Source organism: Bacteroidales bacterium, from assembly GCA_021157585.1.
Taxonomy (GTDB): Bacteria; Bacteroidota; Bacteroidia; order Bacteroidales; family UBA12170; genus UBA12170.
Map to the genome: position 1 here is coordinate 1 of JAGGWH010000142.1, position 21,033 is coordinate 21,033.

Annotated in this window: 19 protein-coding genes; 9 read left to right on the top strand and 10 right to left on the bottom strand. The window is 33.7% G+C overall.

Annotation, left to right across the window (positions count from 1 at the left end; all coding sequences use genetic code 11):
* From J7K39_09845 to J7K39_09865, 5 genes are all read left to right on the top strand, one after another.
* Window positions 1-1,157, top strand: a 1,157-nt coding sequence (locus J7K39_09845; GenBank protein ID MCD6180191.1) for an efflux RND transporter permease subunit, incomplete at its 5' end; no start/stop codon positions are given.
* Window positions 1,147-2,376 (top strand): TolC family protein, encoded by a 1,230-nt coding sequence (locus J7K39_09850; protein MCD6180192.1) that lies wholly within the window; start codon window positions 1,147-1,149, stop codon window positions 2,374-2,376. The genes J7K39_09845 and J7K39_09850, both read left to right, overlap by 11 nt.
* A 4-nt stretch (window positions 2,377-2,380) precedes the next feature.
* Complete coding sequence (locus tag J7K39_09855; GenBank protein MCD6180193.1) at window positions 2,381-4,210, top strand: efflux RND transporter periplasmic adaptor subunit; 1,830 nt, start codon at window positions 2,381-2,383, stop codon at window positions 4,208-4,210.
* Between the two features lie 6 nt (window positions 4,211-4,216).
* Entirely contained in the window at window positions 4,217-4,417 is a 201-nt protein-coding gene (locus J7K39_09860; protein MCD6180194.1) for a hypothetical protein, read from the top strand.
* Window positions 4,418-4,434: 17 nt separating this feature from the next.
* Window positions 4,435-4,671: a hypothetical protein gene (locus J7K39_09865; protein ID MCD6180195.1), complete on the top strand. Its 237-nt coding sequence runs from the start codon at window positions 4,435-4,437 to the stop codon at window positions 4,669-4,671.
* Window positions 4,672-5,015: 344 nt separating this feature from the next.
* Here the strand turns inward: J7K39_09865 and cysK are convergent, their stop codons facing one another.
* The 5 genes from cysK to J7K39_09890 form a co-directional block, all read right to left on the bottom strand.
* Window positions 5,016-5,921, bottom strand: coding sequence for a cysteine synthase A (gene cysK / locus J7K39_09870; protein ID MCD6180196.1), 906 nt, complete (start codon window positions 5,919-5,921; stop codon window positions 5,016-5,018).
* Between the two features lie 12 nt (window positions 5,922-5,933).
* Window positions 5,934-6,593: a serine acetyltransferase gene (locus J7K39_09875; GenBank protein MCD6180197.1), complete on the bottom strand. Its 660-nt coding sequence runs from the start codon at window positions 6,591-6,593 to the stop codon at window positions 5,934-5,936.
* Window positions 6,594-7,369: 776 nt separating this feature from the next.
* On the bottom strand, window positions 7,370-8,008 hold the full coding sequence (locus J7K39_09880; protein MCD6180198.1) for a CDP-alcohol phosphatidyltransferase family protein: 639 nt from the start codon (window positions 8,006-8,008) through the stop codon (window positions 7,370-7,372).
* A 1-nt stretch (window position 8,009) separates the two neighbouring features.
* Window positions 8,010-9,116, bottom strand: coding sequence for a histidinol-phosphate aminotransferase family protein (locus J7K39_09885; protein ID MCD6180199.1), 1,107 nt, complete (start codon window positions 9,114-9,116; stop codon window positions 8,010-8,012).
* Window positions 9,117-9,134: 18 nt separating this feature from the next.
* Window positions 9,135-9,935: a phosphocholine cytidylyltransferase family protein gene (locus J7K39_09890; protein ID MCD6180200.1), complete on the bottom strand. Its 801-nt coding sequence runs from the start codon at window positions 9,933-9,935 to the stop codon at window positions 9,135-9,137.
* Window positions 9,936-10,238: 303 nt separating this feature from the next.
* Between J7K39_09890 and J7K39_09895 the strand changes: the two genes are divergently transcribed.
* Entirely contained in the window at window positions 10,239-10,679 is a 441-nt protein-coding gene (locus J7K39_09895) for a hypothetical protein (protein ID MCD6180201.1), read from the top strand.
* Window positions 10,680-10,758: 79 nt separating this feature from the next.
* On the opposite strand, the gene J7K39_09900 is transcribed toward J7K39_09895, so the two are convergent.
* The 5 genes from J7K39_09900 to J7K39_09920 all read right to left on the bottom strand — a co-directional run bounded on the left by J7K39_09900 (window position 10,759) and on the right by J7K39_09920 (window position 16,461).
* Window positions 10,759-12,114, bottom strand: coding sequence for a Gfo/Idh/MocA family oxidoreductase (locus tag J7K39_09900; protein ID MCD6180202.1), 1,356 nt, complete (start codon window positions 12,112-12,114; stop codon window positions 10,759-10,761).
* Between the two features lie 73 nt (window positions 12,115-12,187).
* Complete coding sequence (locus J7K39_09905; protein MCD6180203.1) at window positions 12,188-13,237, bottom strand: SPOR domain-containing protein; 1,050 nt, start codon at window positions 13,235-13,237, stop codon at window positions 12,188-12,190.
* Between the two features lie 44 nt (window positions 13,238-13,281).
* Window positions 13,282-14,028 carry a 3-deoxy-manno-octulosonate cytidylyltransferase gene (gene kdsB, locus J7K39_09910; protein ID MCD6180204.1) on the bottom strand — a complete coding sequence of 249 codons (747 nt, stop codon included), beginning with the start codon at window positions 14,026-14,028 and terminating at the stop codon, window positions 13,282-13,284.
* Between the two features lie 21 nt (window positions 14,029-14,049).
* Entirely contained in the window at window positions 14,050-14,664 is a 615-nt protein-coding gene (locus J7K39_09915) for a deoxynucleoside kinase (GenBank protein ID MCD6180205.1), read from the bottom strand.
* A gap of 285 nt (window positions 14,665-14,949) precedes the next feature.
* On the bottom strand, window positions 14,950-16,461 hold the full coding sequence (locus tag J7K39_09920) for a GH3 auxin-responsive promoter family protein (protein MCD6180206.1): 1,512 nt from the start codon (window positions 16,459-16,461) through the stop codon (window positions 14,950-14,952).
* A gap of 142 nt (window positions 16,462-16,603) precedes the next feature.
* Between J7K39_09920 and pdxA the strand changes: the two genes are divergently transcribed.
* Genes pdxA through J7K39_09935 form a run of 3 tightly spaced genes read left to right on the top strand, consistent with a single transcriptional unit; the run spans window position 16,604 to window position 20,928 of the window.
* A complete protein-coding gene (gene pdxA, locus J7K39_09925; GenBank protein MCD6180207.1) occupies window positions 16,604-17,746 on the top strand; it encodes a 4-hydroxythreonine-4-phosphate dehydrogenase PdxA in 1,143 nt (380 codons plus the stop codon).
* Window positions 17,747-17,779: 33 nt separating this feature from the next.
* Entirely contained in the window at window positions 17,780-20,260 is a 2,481-nt protein-coding gene (locus J7K39_09930; GenBank protein ID MCD6180208.1) for a bifunctional UDP-N-acetylmuramoyl-tripeptide:D-alanyl-D-alanine ligase/alanine racemase, read from the top strand.
* Window positions 20,260-20,928: a VTT domain-containing protein gene (locus tag J7K39_09935; GenBank protein ID MCD6180209.1), complete on the top strand. Its 669-nt coding sequence runs from the start codon at window positions 20,260-20,262 to the stop codon at window positions 20,926-20,928. The genes J7K39_09930 and J7K39_09935 overlap by 1 nt, the downstream gene beginning before the upstream one ends.
* Window positions 20,929-21,033: the final 105 nt, after the last annotated feature.

Sequence of the window (21,033 nt, forward strand, 5' to 3'; positions counted from 1 at the left end):
CAGGTTTACAAATAGAAACTCTGCTTAAAGATGTTGAAGGTGTATCCAAAATGTCGGTTTTTGCCGATAGAGTTGTGGGTAAACCTTATATGGAAATTCACATAAACAGAGATGCAATTGCTCGTTACGGATTAACTATTAAAGATTTTCAGGAATATATAAGTTCGGCTGTTGGTGGAATGCCTTTAAGTTCTACCGTAGAAGGACGAGAGCGATACCCAATTCGAGTACGTTATGCTCGTGAGTTTAGAGACAACCCCGAAGATTTAAAGAAATTGTTGATTTCGACCCCATCAGGTGTTCAAATTCCTTTGGGAGAATTGGCAAGTATTGAATATACACGTGGAGCACAGTTAATTAAAAGCGAAAACACATTTTTGGTTGGCTATGTAATTTTCGATAAAAAAGATGGCTTTGCCGAAGTTGATGTAGTAGAAAATGCACAAGAATATTTGAATAAAAAAATAGAAGATGGAACATTAGTAATTCCATCAGGCGTAAATTTTAAATTCACAGGAAACTACGAAAATCAGATAAGGGCAACTAAGCGTTTAATGCTTGTTATACCAATTGCTTTGTTGGTAATTTTCTTAATTCTGTATTTCCAATTCCGTTCTGTTATAGGTGCAACCCTAATTTTTTCGGGAATTATTGTGGCTTTTTCCGGTGGTTTTATAATGCTTTGGCTTTACGGTCAGCCTTGGTTTATGAATTTTTCTATTGGCGATGTGCATTTGCAAAACCTTTTTCAGATTGACACTATTAATTTAAGTGTTGCTGTTTGGGTAGGGTTTATCGCTCTTTTTGGAATTGCTACTGACGATGGCGTATTAATTAGCACCTACATAAAACAAATTTTTGATAAAAAGGCACCTAAAACAATTTCTGAGATCAGGGCTAATATTCTCGAAGCAGGAAAAAAGCGAGTTCGTCCGGCAATTATGACTACCGCAACAACTTTAATAGCTTTACTTCCTGTGCTCACTTCAACAGGAAAAGGCTCTGATATTATGGTTCCTATGGCAATTCCAATTTTTGGTGGAATGCTTATAGCAACTCTTACAATTTTTGTTGTTCCTGTGCTTTATAGTATGTGGCAAGAGAGTTTGTTAAAGAATAATTTAATAGAAGAAAAGGAGGTTGATAATGAAAAATAAAATAATAATTATATCGATATTTCTTGCAATAAGTAGTTCATTGTTTGCACAAGATGTGTTAAATCAATATTTAGAAACTGCTGCAAAAAACAATCCTGCTCTCAAAGCAAAATTTAATGAGTATAATGCAAGTTTAGAAAAAGTTCCACAAGTTGGGGCTTTGCCCGATCCTCAGTTAACATTTGGCTATTTTATAATGCCTGTTGAAACTAAAAATGGTCCGCAGCAAGCAAAAGTTTCTTTTGCACAGATGTTCCCTTGGTTTGGAACTTTAAACAGCAAAGAAGACATTTATATATCAGCTGCAAAAGCTAAATACGAAGATTTTGAAGAGGCTAAATCAAATTTGTTTTTTGAAGTAAAATCTACTTATTACGATTTATATTTCATAAAAAAAGGAATAGATATTAGTTTAGAAAATATTGAAATCTTAAACACATTTAAACGTTTGGCTCTTATCAAAATAGAGGCGGGAACAGCTTCGGGAGTAGATGAGCTTAGAGTAGAATTAGAATTAAACGATTTAGAAAATAATTTGGCTCTATTAAAAGATAATTGGTTTGTAAATTCTGTGAAGTTCAATAATCTGTTAAATGTTGGAAATAATACTGATATTCAAATACCTGAAACACTTTGGACAGACGATTTGCAGTTTTCAAGACAAGCAATAATCGACAGTCTTACTCAAAATAATCATCAACTGAGAAGTTTAGATTTTTTGAAAGAGAGTTTTGTATATAACGAACATCTTAGCAAAAAACAAGGCTTGCCTAATATTATCTTGGGTGTTGATTATACTGCTATTGGAAATACAGGAACTTCTCCTGATGCTGGAAAAGATGCTTTAATGATAAAGCTTGGTATTACTATTCCCTTGTATCGTAAAAAATATTCTGCAATGGTAAACGAAGCTGTAATTCAACAACAAGTTATCGAAAACAAGAAAGAGGAAAAAATAAACGTTTTGGAAAGCTTGTTCGAGAAAGTGTATAGCGAATATACTGATGCAAACCGTAGAATTGTTTTGTATAAAAAACAAAGCAAACTGGCAAAAAGAGCCATAAAATTACTCGAAAATGAATACGCCAATAACGGTAAAAATTTCGAGGAAATATTACGAATGGATAAAAGTGTTTTAAAGTATTCATTGGAGCTTGAAAAAGCACGAGCAGATAAGCAAGCATCAATTGCATTTATTAATTATTTAATGGGAATATAAAATTATGAAAACAAATATATTTAAAATAGGAAAAAGAGAGATTGTGATAATCGCAATAACTCTTGTGATAGGAATTAGTCTTGGAAGTTTATTCTTTGGCTCATCTTCAAACGAAAATCACGAAGGACATAATTATTTAGAAACAGAACAAGTTGATGCTACAATTTGGACTTGCTCAATGCACCCTCAAATAAAAATGGATAAACCTGGTGATTGCCCAATTTGCGGAATGGATTTAATTCCTCTGAAAACAAATGAGAATATTGAAGAGGCTGACCCTAACGAAATTCAAATGACCCAAAGTGCAATAAAACTGGCAGAAGTGCAAACTTTTATTGTTGAAGAAGGAGCTCCTGAAAAATCGATACATTTATTGGGTAAAGTAAAACCCGACGAAAGAAATATCGCTACGCTTACAGCTCGTTTTGGCGGAAGAATAGAGAAACTATATGTGAATTACACAGGGCAAAATGTAAAGAAAGGTCAGAAATTAGCCTCTATTTATTCACCCGAATTAAACACGGCACAACAAGAACTTTTAGATGCTGCAAAGTATAAAGATGATAATCCTTCGTTTTATAAAGCAACTCGCAATAAACTGAAATTATGGGAGTTGACCGATACCCAAATTGATGCAATTGAGCAAAGTGATGAGCCAAGTATATATTTTGATATTCTATCGCCAATTTCGGGAACAATTACTCGTAGAGATGTAGCAATAGGTGATTATGTAAAAGAGGGCAACCCATTGTTTGAAGTAATAGATTTAAGCCGGGTTTGGATAATGTTTGATGCTTATGAAAGCGATTTGCCCTGGATAAATATGGGCGATAAAGTTTCGTTTACTCTTCAATCGTTACCGGGCAAAACCTATAATGCAAAGGTTTCATATATCGACCCGTTTATCAATGCAAAAACAAGAGTTGCACAAGTTAGGGTAGAAATGCAAAATTCAAATCTGAAATTTAAACCTGAAATGTTTGTTAACGGAATTTTACAATCGAAGGTTGCAAGTAGTTCAGAGCAACTATTAATTCCAAAAACATCAATATTATGGACAGGTAAACGTGCCATTGTATATGTTAAAGTTCCAAACAGAGAAACGCCATCATTCATTTACAGAGAAATTACTTTGGGTGCAGAAGCCGGTAGTTTTTATGTTGTTGCCAGCGGACTGGAAGAAGGCGAAGAAATAGCATCAAATGGCGTATTTAAAATTGATGCATCGGCTCAATTATTAGGTAAACCAAGTATGATGAACCCTGATGGCGGAAAAGTTTCTACCGGACATAATCACGGTGGCAAAAAGATGACTGACGAAGAAATGGAAAATATGGATAATAATGAAAAGACCGATATTTCTATATCAGGAAAAGTTGACGAAGAATTCAAAAATCAACTTGGAGAATTTGTAAATGCCTATTTAAAAATGAAAGATGCATTTGTTGCGACAGACGAAAAACAGGTTGAGAGTGAAGCAACAAAGCTTTTGGCTGCATTAGATAAAATTGATATGAAACTGTTAAAAGGAGATGCACATAACGAATGGATGAAGTTGCAAAAACCAATAAAGGAAAACCTGAACGGGATTATTAGTATGAAAGGTATTGAAATGAAACGCAGTCATTTTAGCATAGTTTCAAACAAGATTACTGAAGCAATTGAGAAGTTTGGTATTAATACAGATAGCCCTATTTATTTAGAGTTTTGCCCAATGGCATTCGATAATAAAGGTGCTTTTTGGATTTCAGCAGATAAAAAAATCAAAAATCCTTATTTCGGCGACAAGATGATGACTTGTGGTGAAGTTAAAAAGGTTTTTAATAAAAAATAAATCGAGATGGAAACAAATTCTATAATAAGTTGTCCCGAATGCGGTCATCAAAAAGAAGAAGATATGCCTGTTGATGCTTGCCAATTTTTTTATGAATGCGAGAATTGTCACGCCATATTGCGTCCCAAAAAAGGAGATTGTTGTGTATTTTGTTCTTATGGAACTAATCCATGTCCTCCAATTCAAAAACAAAAAGAAAAAAACTAACTATAAAATTATATAAAATGAAAAAATCAATTTTAGTTCTAGGAACTGCAATGTTCTTATTTATGGGAAGCATCACTTTAACAAGTTGCGGAAATAGTAATGATAAATCAAGCAAGCAAGAACAAACCGAAGAGGTTTATGCCTGTCCGATGCATCCCAATATTACAGGAAAAAAAGGTGATACCTGTTCTGTATGTGGTATGGAATTAACAAGTACCAAAACAGCAAAAGAGCATCAAGGTCATAGTCATTAATATTTATTACCGACTTGCAATAAAAGCAAGTCGGTAATTTTTAACTATCGTAAACTCGTATTTCTGATCTTTATCGGAACAGGAAAACAAAAAGGCAACAAAATTCAAATTTCATTCGATTGGGAAACCTTGAATTTTAAGTCTGAATAAAACTAAAAAAGCTTACAGTCTTTAAGAGAGGAAACCCTCTTTTTTTATGCTCGGATTTTACCGTTTTTTTAAATAAGGATGTAATAGCCTTACGGCTACCGAACCATTATCGCCTAAGTTGAATCATATCGTATCATACGATATTGAATATTTATCATCATAGTTCCCAGCAGTGGAGAAATTAAATATTTTCTTTAAAACAACCCATCAACTGATAAATACCGTTCACCAGTGTCATAAGCAAAAGTTAATATTCTATTACCTTTTAATTCATTTTGTTTTTGATGAATAGCAGCCAGTGAGGCTCCTGTCGATATTCCAACAAATAATCCTTCTTTTTTGCTTGCATTACGAGCAAAAGAATATGCTTCTTCTTTTGATATTTTAATTACTCCATCTAAAATATCAGTATCTAAATTCTTAGGTATAAATCCTGCTCCAATTCCTTGAATGGCATGAGGCCCTGCTTTTCCGCCGCTAATTACAGGAGAATCATTAGGTTCAACAGCAAAGACTTTTAATGAAGGCCATTGTTTTTTCAATTCTCTTGCCACTCCACTTATATGTCCTCCTGTTCCTACTCCGGTTATCAAATAATCTATACCCTCAGGAAAATCAATTAATATCTCTTTAGCTGTGGTTTGGCTATGAATTTCAGGATTAGCAGGATTATCAAACTGCATCGGCATCCATCCATTTAACTCATTATTAACTTCATGAGCTTTTTCAATAGCACCTTTCATTCCTTGTTCTTTCGGGCTTAGTATAATTTCCGCACCGTATGCCTTCATTTGTTTCCGTCTTTCAACCGACATTGATTCGGGCATAACAAGAATTAAACGATACTCTTTAACTGCAGCAACAATAGATAGTCCTATTCCGGTATTTCCTGATGTAGGCTCTACAATTACAGTTTCTTTTGTTAGTACTCCTTTCTTTTCAGCATCTTCAATCATAGATAATGCTATACGATCTTTTATGCTTCCGCCCGGATTCTGCTTTTCAAGTTTAATCCATACTTCGATGTTGCTGTTAAATAAATTATTTATTTTAACACTCGGAGTGTTTCCAATAAGTTCTAATATATTGTTCTTTTTCATTTTTTTCTGTCTTTAAATTACGAAATCTATTACTTCTTCTTTACTCGGATTATTATTTTTTAAGTGAACTTTGATTTGATTTAATACAACAGAGTATGGATCAACAGAATGTGTTAACCAAACATTTCCTCCAATAGTTGAATTATGGCCAATTATTGTATTTCCACCAAGAATTGTAGAACCTGCATAAATTACAGTGTTGTTTTCAATCGTTGGATGCCGCTTCTTTCCGGCATATTTTTTGGAAACACTAACGGCTCCCAAAGTCACACCCTGATATATTTTAACTGAATTGCCGACCTCAGCAGTTTCCCCGATTACGATTCCTGTTCCATGATCGATGCAAAAAGATTCCCCTATTTTGGCTTTGGCATGAATGTCTATTCCGGTTTTGCCATGCGAATACTCTGTGAGCATTCGGGGAATAATGGAGATGGATAGTTTGTCTAATTCATGTGCTATTCTATAAACCAATATTGCATAAAATCCAGGATAGCAAATTATTACTTCTTCAACAGATTTTGCAGCAGGATCACCTTCATAAATTGCGATTGCATCCTTTGTCAACAATTCATACAAATGAGGAAGATTTTCCTTAAACTTTTTAATTGTTGATTCGATATTTGTCAAACCAGAATCATAGGATTTAAGAATCCTGTTTAATAAAAGCATAATGTCATCAAGGTGCTTTTCATTCTCTTGAACATAATTGTTCGATAATATCGGAAATAAGTATCCAATTATATCATTGACTAAATTGTACACTTCATTTTTTTGTGGAACCTTACCTCTGCTATTTTTTAAAAATTGGCCACGGGTTTGAGTTAAATTATTTGTTTTCATAAAAAATTAAAAAAAAAGCCCTTTCGAAATCCGAAAGGGCTGTGTGTATGATAATTACTATTAATTAACTACTTTAAACATCAGGATTACATAATGCCCTTTCATTGCTGGTTTTCCAAGAACAACAAAGTACTTCATTATGTAATCTTTCTATCATGTCGCAAATGTAGTAATTAATAGATTCTTCTTACGAATATTAACATTTTTTTATTTTACAGTTTCATTAACTTGCTTTTTTAATAAAGAGAGTGTGTGGAATGCTATTAAACAATGTCTCATATACTCAACGTTCTGAGCGAAGTAAATCTAATGATGATAGTTTACAACCTTAGGAGACTTATATCTATTTTTTATATAAATGATTTGAAAACAAGACTAAAAAATTTGCCTATCAGTTACTTGCAAAATACAACTCTAATAGACCGTTTTTAAGGACTTTTGTTTTGTGTAATAAAAACCGTTATTTTGCATATCCGAGCGGTTTAAACCCGAGCTATTGATATGATATAATAGCTTTTTATAAGAATTGGAAGTTGATACGTAAACTCACATTGGGTTTCATGCGAAAAAAAATCCCGAAGCATGTATTTTTTATTTTATATTTTTTATACTCTATTATACAGCATCCATCCAAAAACGGATGTCAGTGCAATTACATAAATAACAAGTACATAAATCCATTTTCCTCCAAATTTAGGGGTTGGTATTGAGGATAAGTTTAATGCTGACAGAAGCATTAAGATGACATAAATAAGTATTGAAAAAGTGGAATGCTCGAAGAAACGTTCAAATAAAAAGATAAAAGCCAGAATAAGTACATTATTATCAAGTGCCAGTCCTTTATATGTTTTACTGTCGATAAGACCATAAACATTAAAGTAACTCAAACGGATAGCACTAGTAGCAATAATTACAAAAGCTCCGGGTATAAACCATATAGTATAATTTCCGTAGCTTAAAAGTATTATTGCAGGTAAAATTCCAAAACTTACAATATCAATCATTGAATCAAGTTGAGCTCCAAAAACACCTTGTATTTTTGTCCTGCCTTTCAATTTTCGGGCAATAATTCCGTCGTACCAATCAAAGAGAACTGCCCAAAGTACTCCAATTATTGCTGCTGGAAAATTTCCTTTTATTGCAAAATATATTCCTAATACGGCACTCAATAATCCAATTAAAGAACAAATATTTGGTAAATCTTTGGCAAAAGTAAGCATGCTTGGCTGCTGTTTGTCGTTCATGTTATTCATTCTTTAAATACATCACATTTTTCAATGCTTCAATAAGTTTACTGTTTTCCTCGTTGGTACGACTTGCAATTCGAATATATCGGCTTGCATCAGGTTGTGTTTTTCCAACACTATCTTTTATATAAATATTGTATTCAATAAAAAGGCGTTTTGTTACTTCCGGTCCGCTTAAAGCAGCATCGGGCAAACGACAAAAAATATAATTTGCATCGGGTTTAAAAACGGTCATCCCTTCAATAGCCGATAGCTTTTTATAAAAAATATCCCGGTCTAATTTAACCCGTTCGCAGCTATCTTCAAATTCCTGTTTATACTGGGGCAAAATACGTAGAAATTCTTCGGCAAATCCATTGATGTTCCAAATATGAGTGCCATTTCGAACTGCTGCCGCAAATTTCAGGTTAGCCGTTAACAAATATCCTATTCTAAGTCCGCAAATTCCATAAGCTTTACTCATACTTTTAAGAATAGCCATGTTGGCGTATTTGTCAATATCTTGTTCCAGGCTTATTTGTTCTTTGTTGTCAGCAAAATCAAGAAAAGATTCATCAATAATCAGCATGCAATTATGCTTTTCTAACTTTTGTGCCAACCGAATTAAATCGGATTTCGGCACCAATAGCGACGTAGGATTATTGGGTGTTACCACAACAGCTATGTCGGCTTTAACTTTAATAGCTTCAGCAGCAAATTTATCTACATCTAATTGAAAGGATGGAAATTCGAGCGGAAATTCAACCACCTGCCCTTTAGGGGCTGCATTTGCATATTCGTTAAATGAAGGTACGGGAACAATTATTTTTTTTGCTAAATGACCGGACAGTATTTTTATAATTTCAGCAGCGCCATTTCCAACAACTATTCTTTCATTGGGTTGCTGTATTATTTCACCAATTAGTTCGGCAACAGCATCCTGTGCCATGGGGTAATTTAATACTAAGTTCCGAATGTTGTCCTTAAGGTGGGTAAATACCTCTTTAGGTGGAAAATAGAGATTGTATAAATAGGCATGGTCGGTAAAATTATGCCGATAATAGCCACCGTGTTGTTTGGATATGTATTCGTATTTTTCTTCTTGTGTTTTATATTTGCTTTCCATAGTATTTATATCCTAAAATTATGATGCCATTGCATTTTCATGCATATCAACATTTTTCAATCCCTTTGGAAATAATAATTCCGCTTTGGCTAAATCTTGAATGGTATCAATTTCGTACCATGGTTTATGGTCAAACGAAACCGATTCGAATGACAGACTTTTATCGGCAACCATTTCAGTAAAAACGGTTTCGTAGTAGCAGTTAACACTACCAATTGCAATATACTGGTTTAGTTTTTTTACAACCGCACGCCACGATAAAAGTGAAAAACTGTAAATATTTACTGTTTTGTATCGGATATCAGTATATGTATCTGTTGTTCCTTTGTGAAACTTTGTTACTTGATTTTGTTTATTAAGAGAAACGGTGGTTCCATCTAACCATGGTTGCATAAGAGCTACAGCTATCCTATCCGGATAAACCATATTATCAAGCAAAGTGGAGTTCAATACCAAATCACTTTCAAAAAGTACAAAAGGTTCATTTATGATATTACGAGCCATCCAAAGCGAATAAATATTGTTAGTTGTGCGGTATAACCGACTATAAATGTACTCAATTTTTATGTCTCCTGAATGACTACCCAGAAAATCCATTATACATTCATTTTTGTAGCCGGTAACAATTACAAGACGTTTAAACCCTTGTTTCTTCAAGTTATTGATAAGTCGCTCAAGAATTGACTCTTCATTTACAAGGGTTAGGCATTTGGGACAACTTTTTGTTAAAGGTAAAAGACGACTACCCGTACCTGCCGCAAGAAGTAATGCAGTGGAAATACGATTGTCACCATAATAATTGTCTGAATTAATACTCATACTTTATTCAATTGGTGTCATCAAAAAAAACTTAAACGCTCGATTAAAAGCCCCTAGGCGCACTAAGTATTAGTACTTTGATGGATGGATTGGTTACTGATAACTCAACTATAAGTATGAAGTCTGCGAATGCATGAAAGATTGCTTAAAAAAGCACATCAACAAAAATGATAGTAAATATTTGATATCAAAAGATAAGGAATCCCTGCGCAAAGGTACTCTAATAATTCAGATTAACCAATGTTTATATTTAGTACTTTAGTATCGAAACAATACAAACACATGATAAAAGCATAATTTATTATGGAAAAGTTTTTATTATTAGCTCTTTTTGGTATTGCTATGGCTCATTTAGAGGGAGTAACTGTGGTTTATCTTCGTAAGGCACTTGGAGTTTTTGACTCACAATCAAACAGAAAATTGCTCAAAAAAATTCCCAAACACTACATTTTTATTGAGAAAACAAGGGAAGTGGCCACAATATTGATGCTTGTAACTTTAGCCCTTTTGGTTGGCAAAACATGGCTTGATATGGCGGTTGTTTTTCTTTGGACGTTCGCATTTTGGGATTTGTTTTATTATCTATCTCTTTACCTTTTGATTAAATGGCCGCCTAGTTTTACTACGATTGATGTTCTTTTTCTTATACCTCGTCCTTGGATTGCGCCCGTATGGGTTCCTGTCGGGATATCATCAATCACTATCACAGTTATTGCTGTTCTTCTTCTGACTTCTATTTATTAGAAATACTAAAACTTAAGGCAGAAGCCGAAAAGCGAAATTAAAGTGGCGAATTCAAAAAACCAATTAAAACGGTAGTATCCTAAAAACTATCCTTTATCCAATTATAAGGTTTACGTTTAATCCATTTTCCGCGTGTAAAATCAGGGAATTGTTGTACTTGTCCGCCTTCGGCAATAGAAGCCTCAGAAAGCGGTGTAATAGAGCTCCAAGCTGCTGCATCATAAACATCCAATGGAGGTGCAATTTGTCGTTTAGCCGATTCCACAAAAGCATTCATAACAAAGAAATCCATGCCTCCATGCCCTGCTCCTTCCGCTTCGGCACCAAATCGTTTCCATAATGGATGATCGTATTTCTCTAGCCAAGCATCAGCATCATCCCAACGATGTGCTTTTTCTGCTTTGCCTTCAATATAAATTCTATTTCCATCAACTTCCCAAATTCCTTTGGTTCCCTGAACGCGGAATCCTAAAGAATAGGGACGTGGTAAATTAGTATCGTGCGTCACAATAATGGTCTCACCATTGGCTGTATCAATAGTTGTGGTTACAATATCGCCTAACTTCCATTTTAGTTTGGCATTGGGATGATCTTCTCCCCCTTGTGCTACAATATGATTATGCAAACCACGTGATTTTGTAGCGTGAGAAGTAAGCGAAATAAACCTATTTCCCCGATTAATATTAGCATAAGTTGCTACCGGACCAACTCCATGGGTTGGATATAAATCGGCATTTCTTTTTAAACTGTGCTGTGTTCGCCAAGCAGCTTCACTATATCCTTTTTCGCCAAACTCAACACCATGACCATAAGCGTGTACTCCATCGTTGAACTTCACTTCACGTAAATCGTGCTGATAACCACAGCGGAAATGCATCAATTCACCAAATACATCTTGCCTAACCATATTTAAGACGGCCATAATATCACGACGGTAGTTTACATTTTCAAGTATCATAAGATGTGAACCGGTAGATTCGTGAGTATTTACCAAATCCCAACATTCCTGCATCGTCATAGCAGCAGAAACTTCTACTCCGGTATATTTCCCTGCTTTCATAGCATCTACACTCATCGGCGTATGCCAAAGCCAAGGTGTAGCAATAATCACCGCATCAATATCTTCTAAGTCTAATAAGTTCCGATAATCATAATCGTCTTTTCCAAACTCTAAGGCAGTGGGTTTATCTGCCTTCTTCAACATATCCTGAGCCAATCTAAGACGGTCTTTGCTAATATCGCAAATTGCTTTTACATTGATATCTGAACGCTGTAATGCATTTCTTAGATGTCCTGTGCCACGTAAACCAAGTCCAATAAATCCAACATTTAAAACTTGTTTTGAATTACTTCCAAAGGCTAAATTTGGCAAAAATGCTAAGCCTAATCCCGCCATAGTGGAGTTTCTAATAAATTCTCTACGATCGATTGCCATAATTATGATTCTTTAAATACGAATTTAAGAAATAATCGAGACACACAGAGTCAAAAAAGAAATAAAGGAAATTTTAAAACGTTTTATTTAATATCCAAGCCTTATCGTAACCTTGATTACGTATCCATTTAATTTGTTTTTTGGCATCCGCAGAGTTGGAAAACGACTGCATACTAACACGATAAGTTCCGTATTTGCTCTGACCGGCAATAGAAGCGGCGAAACCGTCAGCCTTTAAATGACTAACAAAGGCTTCTGCCCTATCCTTTTCCATAAAAGAACCGCAAATAATATGATATTGTCCTTTTGGAATTTCTATTTCTTCGTGAACGATAAACTCATTAGTTTCTATATCACTTTCAATATCGACATTATCAACCAAAGCATCTTCCGTAGTATTTTCTTTTATATCAGAATCAATAGTTTTATTATCAACTACCGACAAAACTTCTGTATTATTATATTCTTCATCTGAAAACATTGACGATTTCAAACTATCTAAGAATGAAAAAATGGAAGTCTGTTGAATATTCTCATTCTGCACCAAAGTAGGCAAATAAAACAAAGTACCAATAAAAACTGCCAAAGGAATCAATATAGCCGCAATTTTCCTTAAAGCAGAGCTGTTTAAGGTAATCACCTTTGTAGAAGAAAGCTTAACTTCTTTTTTCTGTATTGGAGCTTGCGAACTAAAATCGGACTTACGCTCAATAGACTTTAATGCCAAAGGCCTTAAGCCAAAAGCATTCTCATTATAATTGATAGTTGTATTTGGATTAAACTCCAATTTATTATGGCTATTTCTATCTAAAATCCCCAATTCGCCAAAAGCAATCTGCTTTCCATCGGCAAGATCACGCAGACAATAATCGACAAAGACCTCAAGAAGAAGCAAAGATGTTTTATAAGAAATATCTAAGCGTTGTGATAAGTGATGCGCTAGTAGACCATCGTTAGTATTTAGCTGTGCATTAAAAACTAAATTTCTTCTAGGAGGATTAATACTATATTGATGAGGAACTATCTCGGCAGCATGGTAATTGGTAAGAAAAGCGCCCAAACGAGGAACGATAACACATTCGTGTTCTAATACCAATTGACCAATATGTGCTGCTATATCCATTTATTTTTTTTGAAAGCCAAATGTAGCGCGGAATACATAAAAAATCAAGGAATGTTGGTAAGTTTTAATAAATCAGCAGGAGTGTCGACAGCAACAGACTCAAAATCAGTGACTTTTGTTTGAATAGCGAATCCGTTTTCTAACCATCGTAACTGCTCTAAAGACTCTGTTTCTTCCAATTTACTTTTTGGTAATTTGCAAAGCTGTTCTAAAATATCAGATCGATAAGCATAAATTCCAATATGTTTAAAATAATTAGCTCTTTTGAACATCTCCATTCTATTCTCTCCACGAAAATAAGGAATAGCATATCGACTAAAATAAAGAGCTTCGCCACTCTTCTGTTTAACCACTTTTACAACATTAGGATTATCTAACTCATCTATCTTACTGATAGGCTTTATCAAGGTTGCTATTTGCGTTTCCTGTTTAATAAATGTCTCGCAAAGCTGCTCAATCTGAACCGGATTAATATAAGGCTCATCGCCTTGAATATTTACAATAACGTCATACGACTTTCCTTGACTTTTAAGTTTTTTGACAATTTCGTTACAACGATCCGTTCCCGAAGGATGCTTGGTATCTGTCATTAATACCTTCCCTCCAAAACTAATAATATGCTCAAAAATTCTATTATCATCAGTGGCAACAATAACATCTGCTAAAGAGTTTGCTTTAGAAGCTTGCTCATAAACGCGCTGTATCATCGACTTCCCGTTTATTATAGCCAATGGTTTTCCGGGAAAACGACTGGAAGCATAACGAGCTGGAATGACACCTAAAAATTGCATAATGTTAATTAAAAACCGAACTTAGAATAAACCATGAATTTCAGCATTTATTTTTTCAATAACATTCCCTAAATCTTCGGGATTATCGGTAAAATCGGTATTATCAACATCAACAACTAATAATTTTCCGATAGTATAAGAATTAATCCATTCTTCGTAACGCTCATTTAATTTTTTCAGATAATCAATACGAATTGTTTCTTCATAATCGCGTCCACGCTTTTGAATTTGATTAACCAAAGTCGGTACACTGGCACGTAAATAAATAAGTAAATCCGGTGGTTCGATAAAAGAACTCATCAATTCAAAAAGAGATAAGTAATTATCAAAATCACGCGAAGTCATAAGATTCATTGAATGTAGGTTAGGGGCAAAAATATAAGCATCCTCATAAATTGTTCTATCCTGAATAATGGTTTTATTACTTTTCCGAATATCTACAACTTGTCGGAATCGACTATTTAAAAAGTACACTTGAAGATTAAACGACCAGCGTTTCATATCCTCATAAAAACTGTCTAAATACGGATTATCATCAACGCTTTCGTATAAAGCTTTCCAGCCCATTTGCTTAGCCAACAATCCTGTAAGTGTTGTTTTTCCCGATCCAATATTTCCTGCTATTGCAATATGCATATTATGTGTTTATTTTTTAGGTTTTACCAATGGAAACTCTTTTCCTTTTAATAAATATGATATCTATTTTTTATTTATTTGTTTTGAAGTCAAGACTTATCCACAAAACCAAACAAAGGTAAAAGATAAATTTATCCAATCTTATAAAGAAAATTAGAATCTGTTAACGAAATACTAAAGAAAACGCAAAATTATTTTCCAATTAGTTGAATTTAAGGTAAACACAGGATTTTAATATTGTTAATAATTTTAAAAAAAATGTTGAAAAAAAGCATCTGCACTATCTTACATTATTTTCAATATCTCATCCATATACTCTCTATTATTAGCCAAACGAGGGACTTTATGTTGTCCTCCTAATTTATTCTTCATTTTTAACCACTTATAAAAAGTACCTTGCTTAGCAATATGAACTACAGGTTCCTGCAAAACCATATTCTTATAACGCTTTGCCTCATAATCAGAGTTAAGCGATTTTAGTGCATCATCGAGAGCATCTACAAAAACAGCTATATTATCGGGAGCTTTCTCAAACTCAAAAACCCATTCATGACTTGCAGTATTCTCGTTTAATGAATAAACCGGACTTGCAGTATATTCGTTTACCCAAGCATTAGATTTTTCACAAGCAATAGAGATAGCTTTATCGGCATTATCTATTATCACTTCTTCACCAACGGCATTAATAAAATTTTTTGTCCTACCACTTACCTTTATCCTATAAGGATTTAATGAAGTAAAACGAATGGTATCTCCTATTTTATAACGCCATAAACCTGCATTGGTACTAATAATTAAAGCATAATCTACACCTAATATTACCTCATCCAAACTAATAGTTTTTGGGGTTTCTTCTTCGAGCTGAGACATAGGCATAAACTCATAAAATATACCGTAATCTAACATTAGCAACATATCATCGGCTTCAAGCTTGTCCTGGATACCAAAAAAACCTTCAGAAGCATTATATGTTTGCCAATAATTTATCGGTTCATCAGCAAATAAGTGATTAAACTGTTTACGATAAGGTTCAAAATTTACGCCTCCCCAAAAAAAGGCTTCAAAGTTTGGCCAAACATTCTTAATATTTTCTTCGCCTTTAAGCTCTAAGATTTTTTTAATCAAAACCATTGTCCATGAAGGCACTCCCGCAATAGCAGTAACATCTTGTTGCATAGTAATTTGCGCCATCTTATTTATCTTCTCTTCCCATTCTTCCATTAATGCAACAGCAAGATTTGGAGTTCTGCTCATCTCAACCCAAAATGGTAAGTTCTGAATTAATATCGACGACAAATCACCCTCATAATAAGCTTCATTATTTACTTCATTAATACGATTACTACCACCCATTCCTATACTTTTACCATCAAAGATGAGTGTTTCGGGATGACTATTAACGTATAATGAAAGCATATCTTTTCCTCCCTTAAAATGACATTCTTCAAGAGCATGTTTACTTACCGGAATATATTTACTCTTACCGGCAGTAGTTCCGCTTGATTTGGCATACCATTTTATGTCAGATGGCCATAATATGTTTTGTTCGCCAAGACGTGTACGATCAATAAAAGGTTTTAAATCTTCATAACCGGAGATAGGAAGCCTCTCTCTATATTGGTGGATATTATTGATTGATCTATAATCATATTTTTTACCCCATTCCGTATCATTAGCTCTAAACAACAAGGTTTTAAACCATTCCTCTTGAACATCATGCGGATATTTAATGAAAAGCTCGATTTGATGCATCCGCTTTTTCATGATCCAACTTATAACAGAATTTCGTAATGCCATTGTTTTAAATTAAAGCTATTCAAAAATATAAAATTTATCTGAGACTATTGAAGAATAATATTAACTCATTTGCTGTTAAAAACAATGAACTATTGCTAAAGAGAAACCATGAATAATGTGTTATATTTGCAAAAAACACTTAATGGATAATCGACGAAATAAGATTCAAAATACTATAGTAGGAATTAGTCAGGGCGACTACAATGGAATAAGCTACGAGATAGTATTAAAGACATTCAGCGATAAACGCATGTTTGATTTTTCAACAAACGTACTTTATGGTTCTGCAGAAATAGCTAACTTTTTCCTTAAAAACCTCGGTATGTCAAATTATGCTCTGAACATAACTAAAAATATATCCAACCTTAAATCGAACAAACTAAATATTATAACAATCAATAACAATGACTTAGATATTGAGCTTGGTAAATCGACTAGAAAAGCGGGAGAAATGGCTTTTAATTCTTTAGAAGCTGCTATTGAAGATCTGAAAAAAAGAAAGATTAATGTATTGGTTACAGCGCCAATCAACAAAGACAATATCCAATCGGATAAATTCCAATTTGCAGGTCATACCGGTTATTTGGCTAAAGAATTTAATACTGAAGATTATCTGATGCTGATGGTGCAACAAAATTTACGTATTGGTGTAATTACCGATCATATCCCTTTAAAAGATGTAGCGGAAAGCATAACGACAGAGCTTATAGATAAAAAAATAAAAGTACTCAATCGCTCTTTAGAGTATGATTTTGCAATAAGAAAACCAAAAATTGCTATTCTTGGTCTAAATCCACATGCTTCGGATAATGGTTTAATAGGTACAGAAGAAAAAGAAATTATTAGTCCTGCAATAAAAAAAGCACAAAAAGAAGGAATGTTAGTATATGGTCCTTATCCTGCTGATGGATTTTTCGCCTCAGAAAATTATAAAAATTTCGACGGTATTTTAGCTATGTATCACGATCAGGGGTTAATTCCATTTAAAACTTTAGCTTTTAAAGATGGCGTTAATTTTACTGCCGGATTACCTGTTGTTCGTACTTCACCGGCTCATGGTACAGCTTACGATTTATCAGGCAAAAATCTTGCTTCGCCCGATTCATTCCGTCAAGCGGTTTATTTAGGAGTTGACATATACAAAAACAGAAAAATATATGATGAGTTTAGTAAAAATCCTTTAAAATCAGCACTGAAAAAAATTAATCATAGATTAATTAAAGATGAGGATGCCTCAATACTTCCCGATGAAAATGGTGATAAATCATCAGGATTACCTTATTAATAATTAATATCATTATTTACATATTCTTATAGAATGTATAACATTTCCACAATAGTCTCAGTCGTAAACGGAGAACTGCTATCCTCCGGTACTAAAGATTCAAAGATTAACGATATTCTTATTGATAGCCGGAAGCTGATTTCTCCAAAAGAAACACTTTTCATTGCCCTAAAAACAAAAAAAAACGACGGCCATAAATATATCCTATCACTTTACAGAAGAGGACTAAGAAATTTCTTGATTTCTGTTCCTCCGGAAAACATTGAAAGTTTTAAAGATGCAAATTTTATTATTGTAGAAGATACACTTGCAGCTCTTCAGCTTTTAGTTAGTGATAAGAGGAGAAAATTTGATATTCCTGTTATAGGAATAACCGGCAGCAACGGTAAAACCATAATAAAAGAATGGTTGTTTCAAATGCTCCAAGCTGATAAAAATATTATTCGTAGTCCTAAAAGTTACAATTCTCAGATAGGTGTTCCACTGAGTGTTTGGCAAATGAAACCCACACACGAATTAGCAATTTTTGAAGCGGGTATTTCGGAAACCGACGAAATGCAAAAACTTCAAGCCATTATTCAACCTACTATTGGTATTTTTACAAATATAGGGCAAGCACACGATGAGAATTTTATAAATACAAATCAGAAAATTGGAGAAAAACTTAAACTATTTACCAAAGTCGATACTTTAATTTACAATTTAGACCATTCTGAAATTCAAGGTATTATTATCCGATCTCAAATTAACGAAAGCGTTAAATCTTTTACTTGGAGTACAAAACAAGCTGCAGACTTACAAATTACAAAATCGGAAAAAGTTGAAAATAGCACTTTTTTAAATGCATTGTTTAAAGAAGAAGAAATAGATATTAGGATTCCATTTATTGATGCCGCTTCTATAGAAAACAGCTGTCACGTTTGGGCAACAATGCTTTATTTGGGTTATGATAATAAAGTTATTAAAGAGCGAATGCTACAACTAAATCCGGTAGCTATGCGCCTTGAGTTAAAAGAAGGGATAAATAATTGCTCTATAATCAACGACAGTTATAATTCGGATATTAACTCACTATCTATTGCTCTCGATTTTCTTAATCAACAAAATCAACATAATAAAAAAACTCTTATTCTCTCCGATATTCTGCAAAGCGGGAAAAGTGATATGGACTTATATCAAGACATCTCGCTTTTGCTTAATGAAAAAAGTGTAGATAGACTGATTGGTATAGGCTCTGCTATCTCGCGTATGCGCGATAAATTCAATTTGGAAAGCCACTTCTTCCCGACTACAGAAGAATTTCTAAGCAAATTTCCGTTTACCAATTTTCAAAACGAAAGTATACTTCTAAAAGGAGCTCGTTTCTTTGAGTTTGAACGGATATCAAAAGTGCTACAACAAAAATCTCATCAAACGGTATTAGAGATTAACCTCGATGCTATGATTAGTAATCTCAATTACTTCCGCTTAAAGTTAAAGCCGGAAACCAAAATGATGATTATGGTAAAAGCCTTTTCGTATGGCAGCGGTAGTTACGAGATTGCAAATATTATGCAGTATTTCAGAGCCGATTATTTAGCTGTTGCCTACGCAGATGAAGGCGTTGAACTCAGAAAATCGGGGATAAACCTACCTATTATGGTTATGAGTCCCGATGAGCAAAGCTTTGACAGTATACTAAAATACGATTTGGAACCCGAAATATATAGTTTTACTATTTTAAATAAACTGGAAGAAGCAATAAAAAGGAATATTCTGCCTAAGAATAAACCTATAAAAATTCACCTGAAAGTTGATACGGGAATGCATCGCCTTGGTTTTGAATCAGAGGATATTGAACAACTTATTCTTCGATTAAAAGCCAATAAGCAAATCTATACAACTTCTATATTCTCCCATTTGGCAGCAAGCGACGATGCTCGTTTTGATGAATTTACTCACGAGCAAGTAGCTAAACTAAATGAGCTTAGCGAAAAAATACAGGCCGAATGCAATCATCATATTTTAAAACATGTTTTAAACTCAGCAGGCATCAGCCGATTTCCTGAATATCAATTAGATATGGTACGTTTGGGGATTGGATTATACGGTATATCGCCAAATCCGGAAGAAGAAAAAAACTTAAGAAATATCGGAAGTTTAAAAACAAGTATAACTCAAATTAAACAAGTAAAAAGTGGAGAAAGCATAGGCTATAACAGAGCTTATCTTTGCAAAGAAGACAAAACTATCGGCATAATTCCTATTGGATATGCAGACGGTCTTAACAGAATGCTTGGTAACGAAAAAAGCAGTCTGGTAATTAACGGAATAAAAGTACCCATAATTGGTAATATCTGTATGGATATGTGTATGGTAGATTTAAGCGGAATAGAGGCAGAAGAAGGTGATGAAATTATTATTTTCAGTAATCAACAGCATATTAGAGAGTTAGCAAATATTGCTCAAACTATTCCATACGAAATCTTAAGTGGTATTTCCCGACGGGTAAAACGGGTTTATTTTAAAGAGTAATGAAATCTACACTTCTTCGTTTAATATATATCGCTTCAGTAATTATTGCTGTACTCTCTTTCTATTTCTTCGATTTAAAACAGTTTTTTCAAATTGAATACTTACTTCAATTTTTAGATTATATCCAAAAATATAGCCTAATAAGTGCCTTGCTCTTTTCGTTAATACTAATTACATTCTCTCTTTTAAATTTACCCACCTTTTATTTCTCTATTTTGTTCGGTTACATTTTCGGTTTTATTCCCGGATTAATTATTAGTTTAATAAGTAGAACTTTAGGAGTTATTGCCGCCTATTATAATATTCATTTTTTATTTTTTGATGTTTTTACCAAAAAATACGGAGAGCACCGACATATAAAAAAGGTTAATAATTTAATAGAAGAAAAAGGATTCTCTGCGGTTGTAATTCTACGTAGCCTTTACGTTTTCCCTACCAGCTTTCTAAATGCAGTTTTTTCCATTTCAAAAATAAAGCCTTCTTCCTATTTCTTTGCTTCGGCTATCGGCTTACTCCCTACATCTATTATTAATGTGAGTATGGGATATTTTATTGCAAATAATGAAAACTTAAGTGATAATCCTCTTTTGCTAACACTAAGTATTGTTTTGGCTTTGACATTAATAGGACTTAGTTTGATTTATATGCGAAGATTGAAAAAAAATTGAAAAGTTCCACATTCAAGGTTTAAAGTCAACAAAGTTAGTCCGAGTGGTGGGATCTGGGGGTAGGTTTATTTTCGTTTTGTAGCCTATTTGTTTCCTATGTTGTGG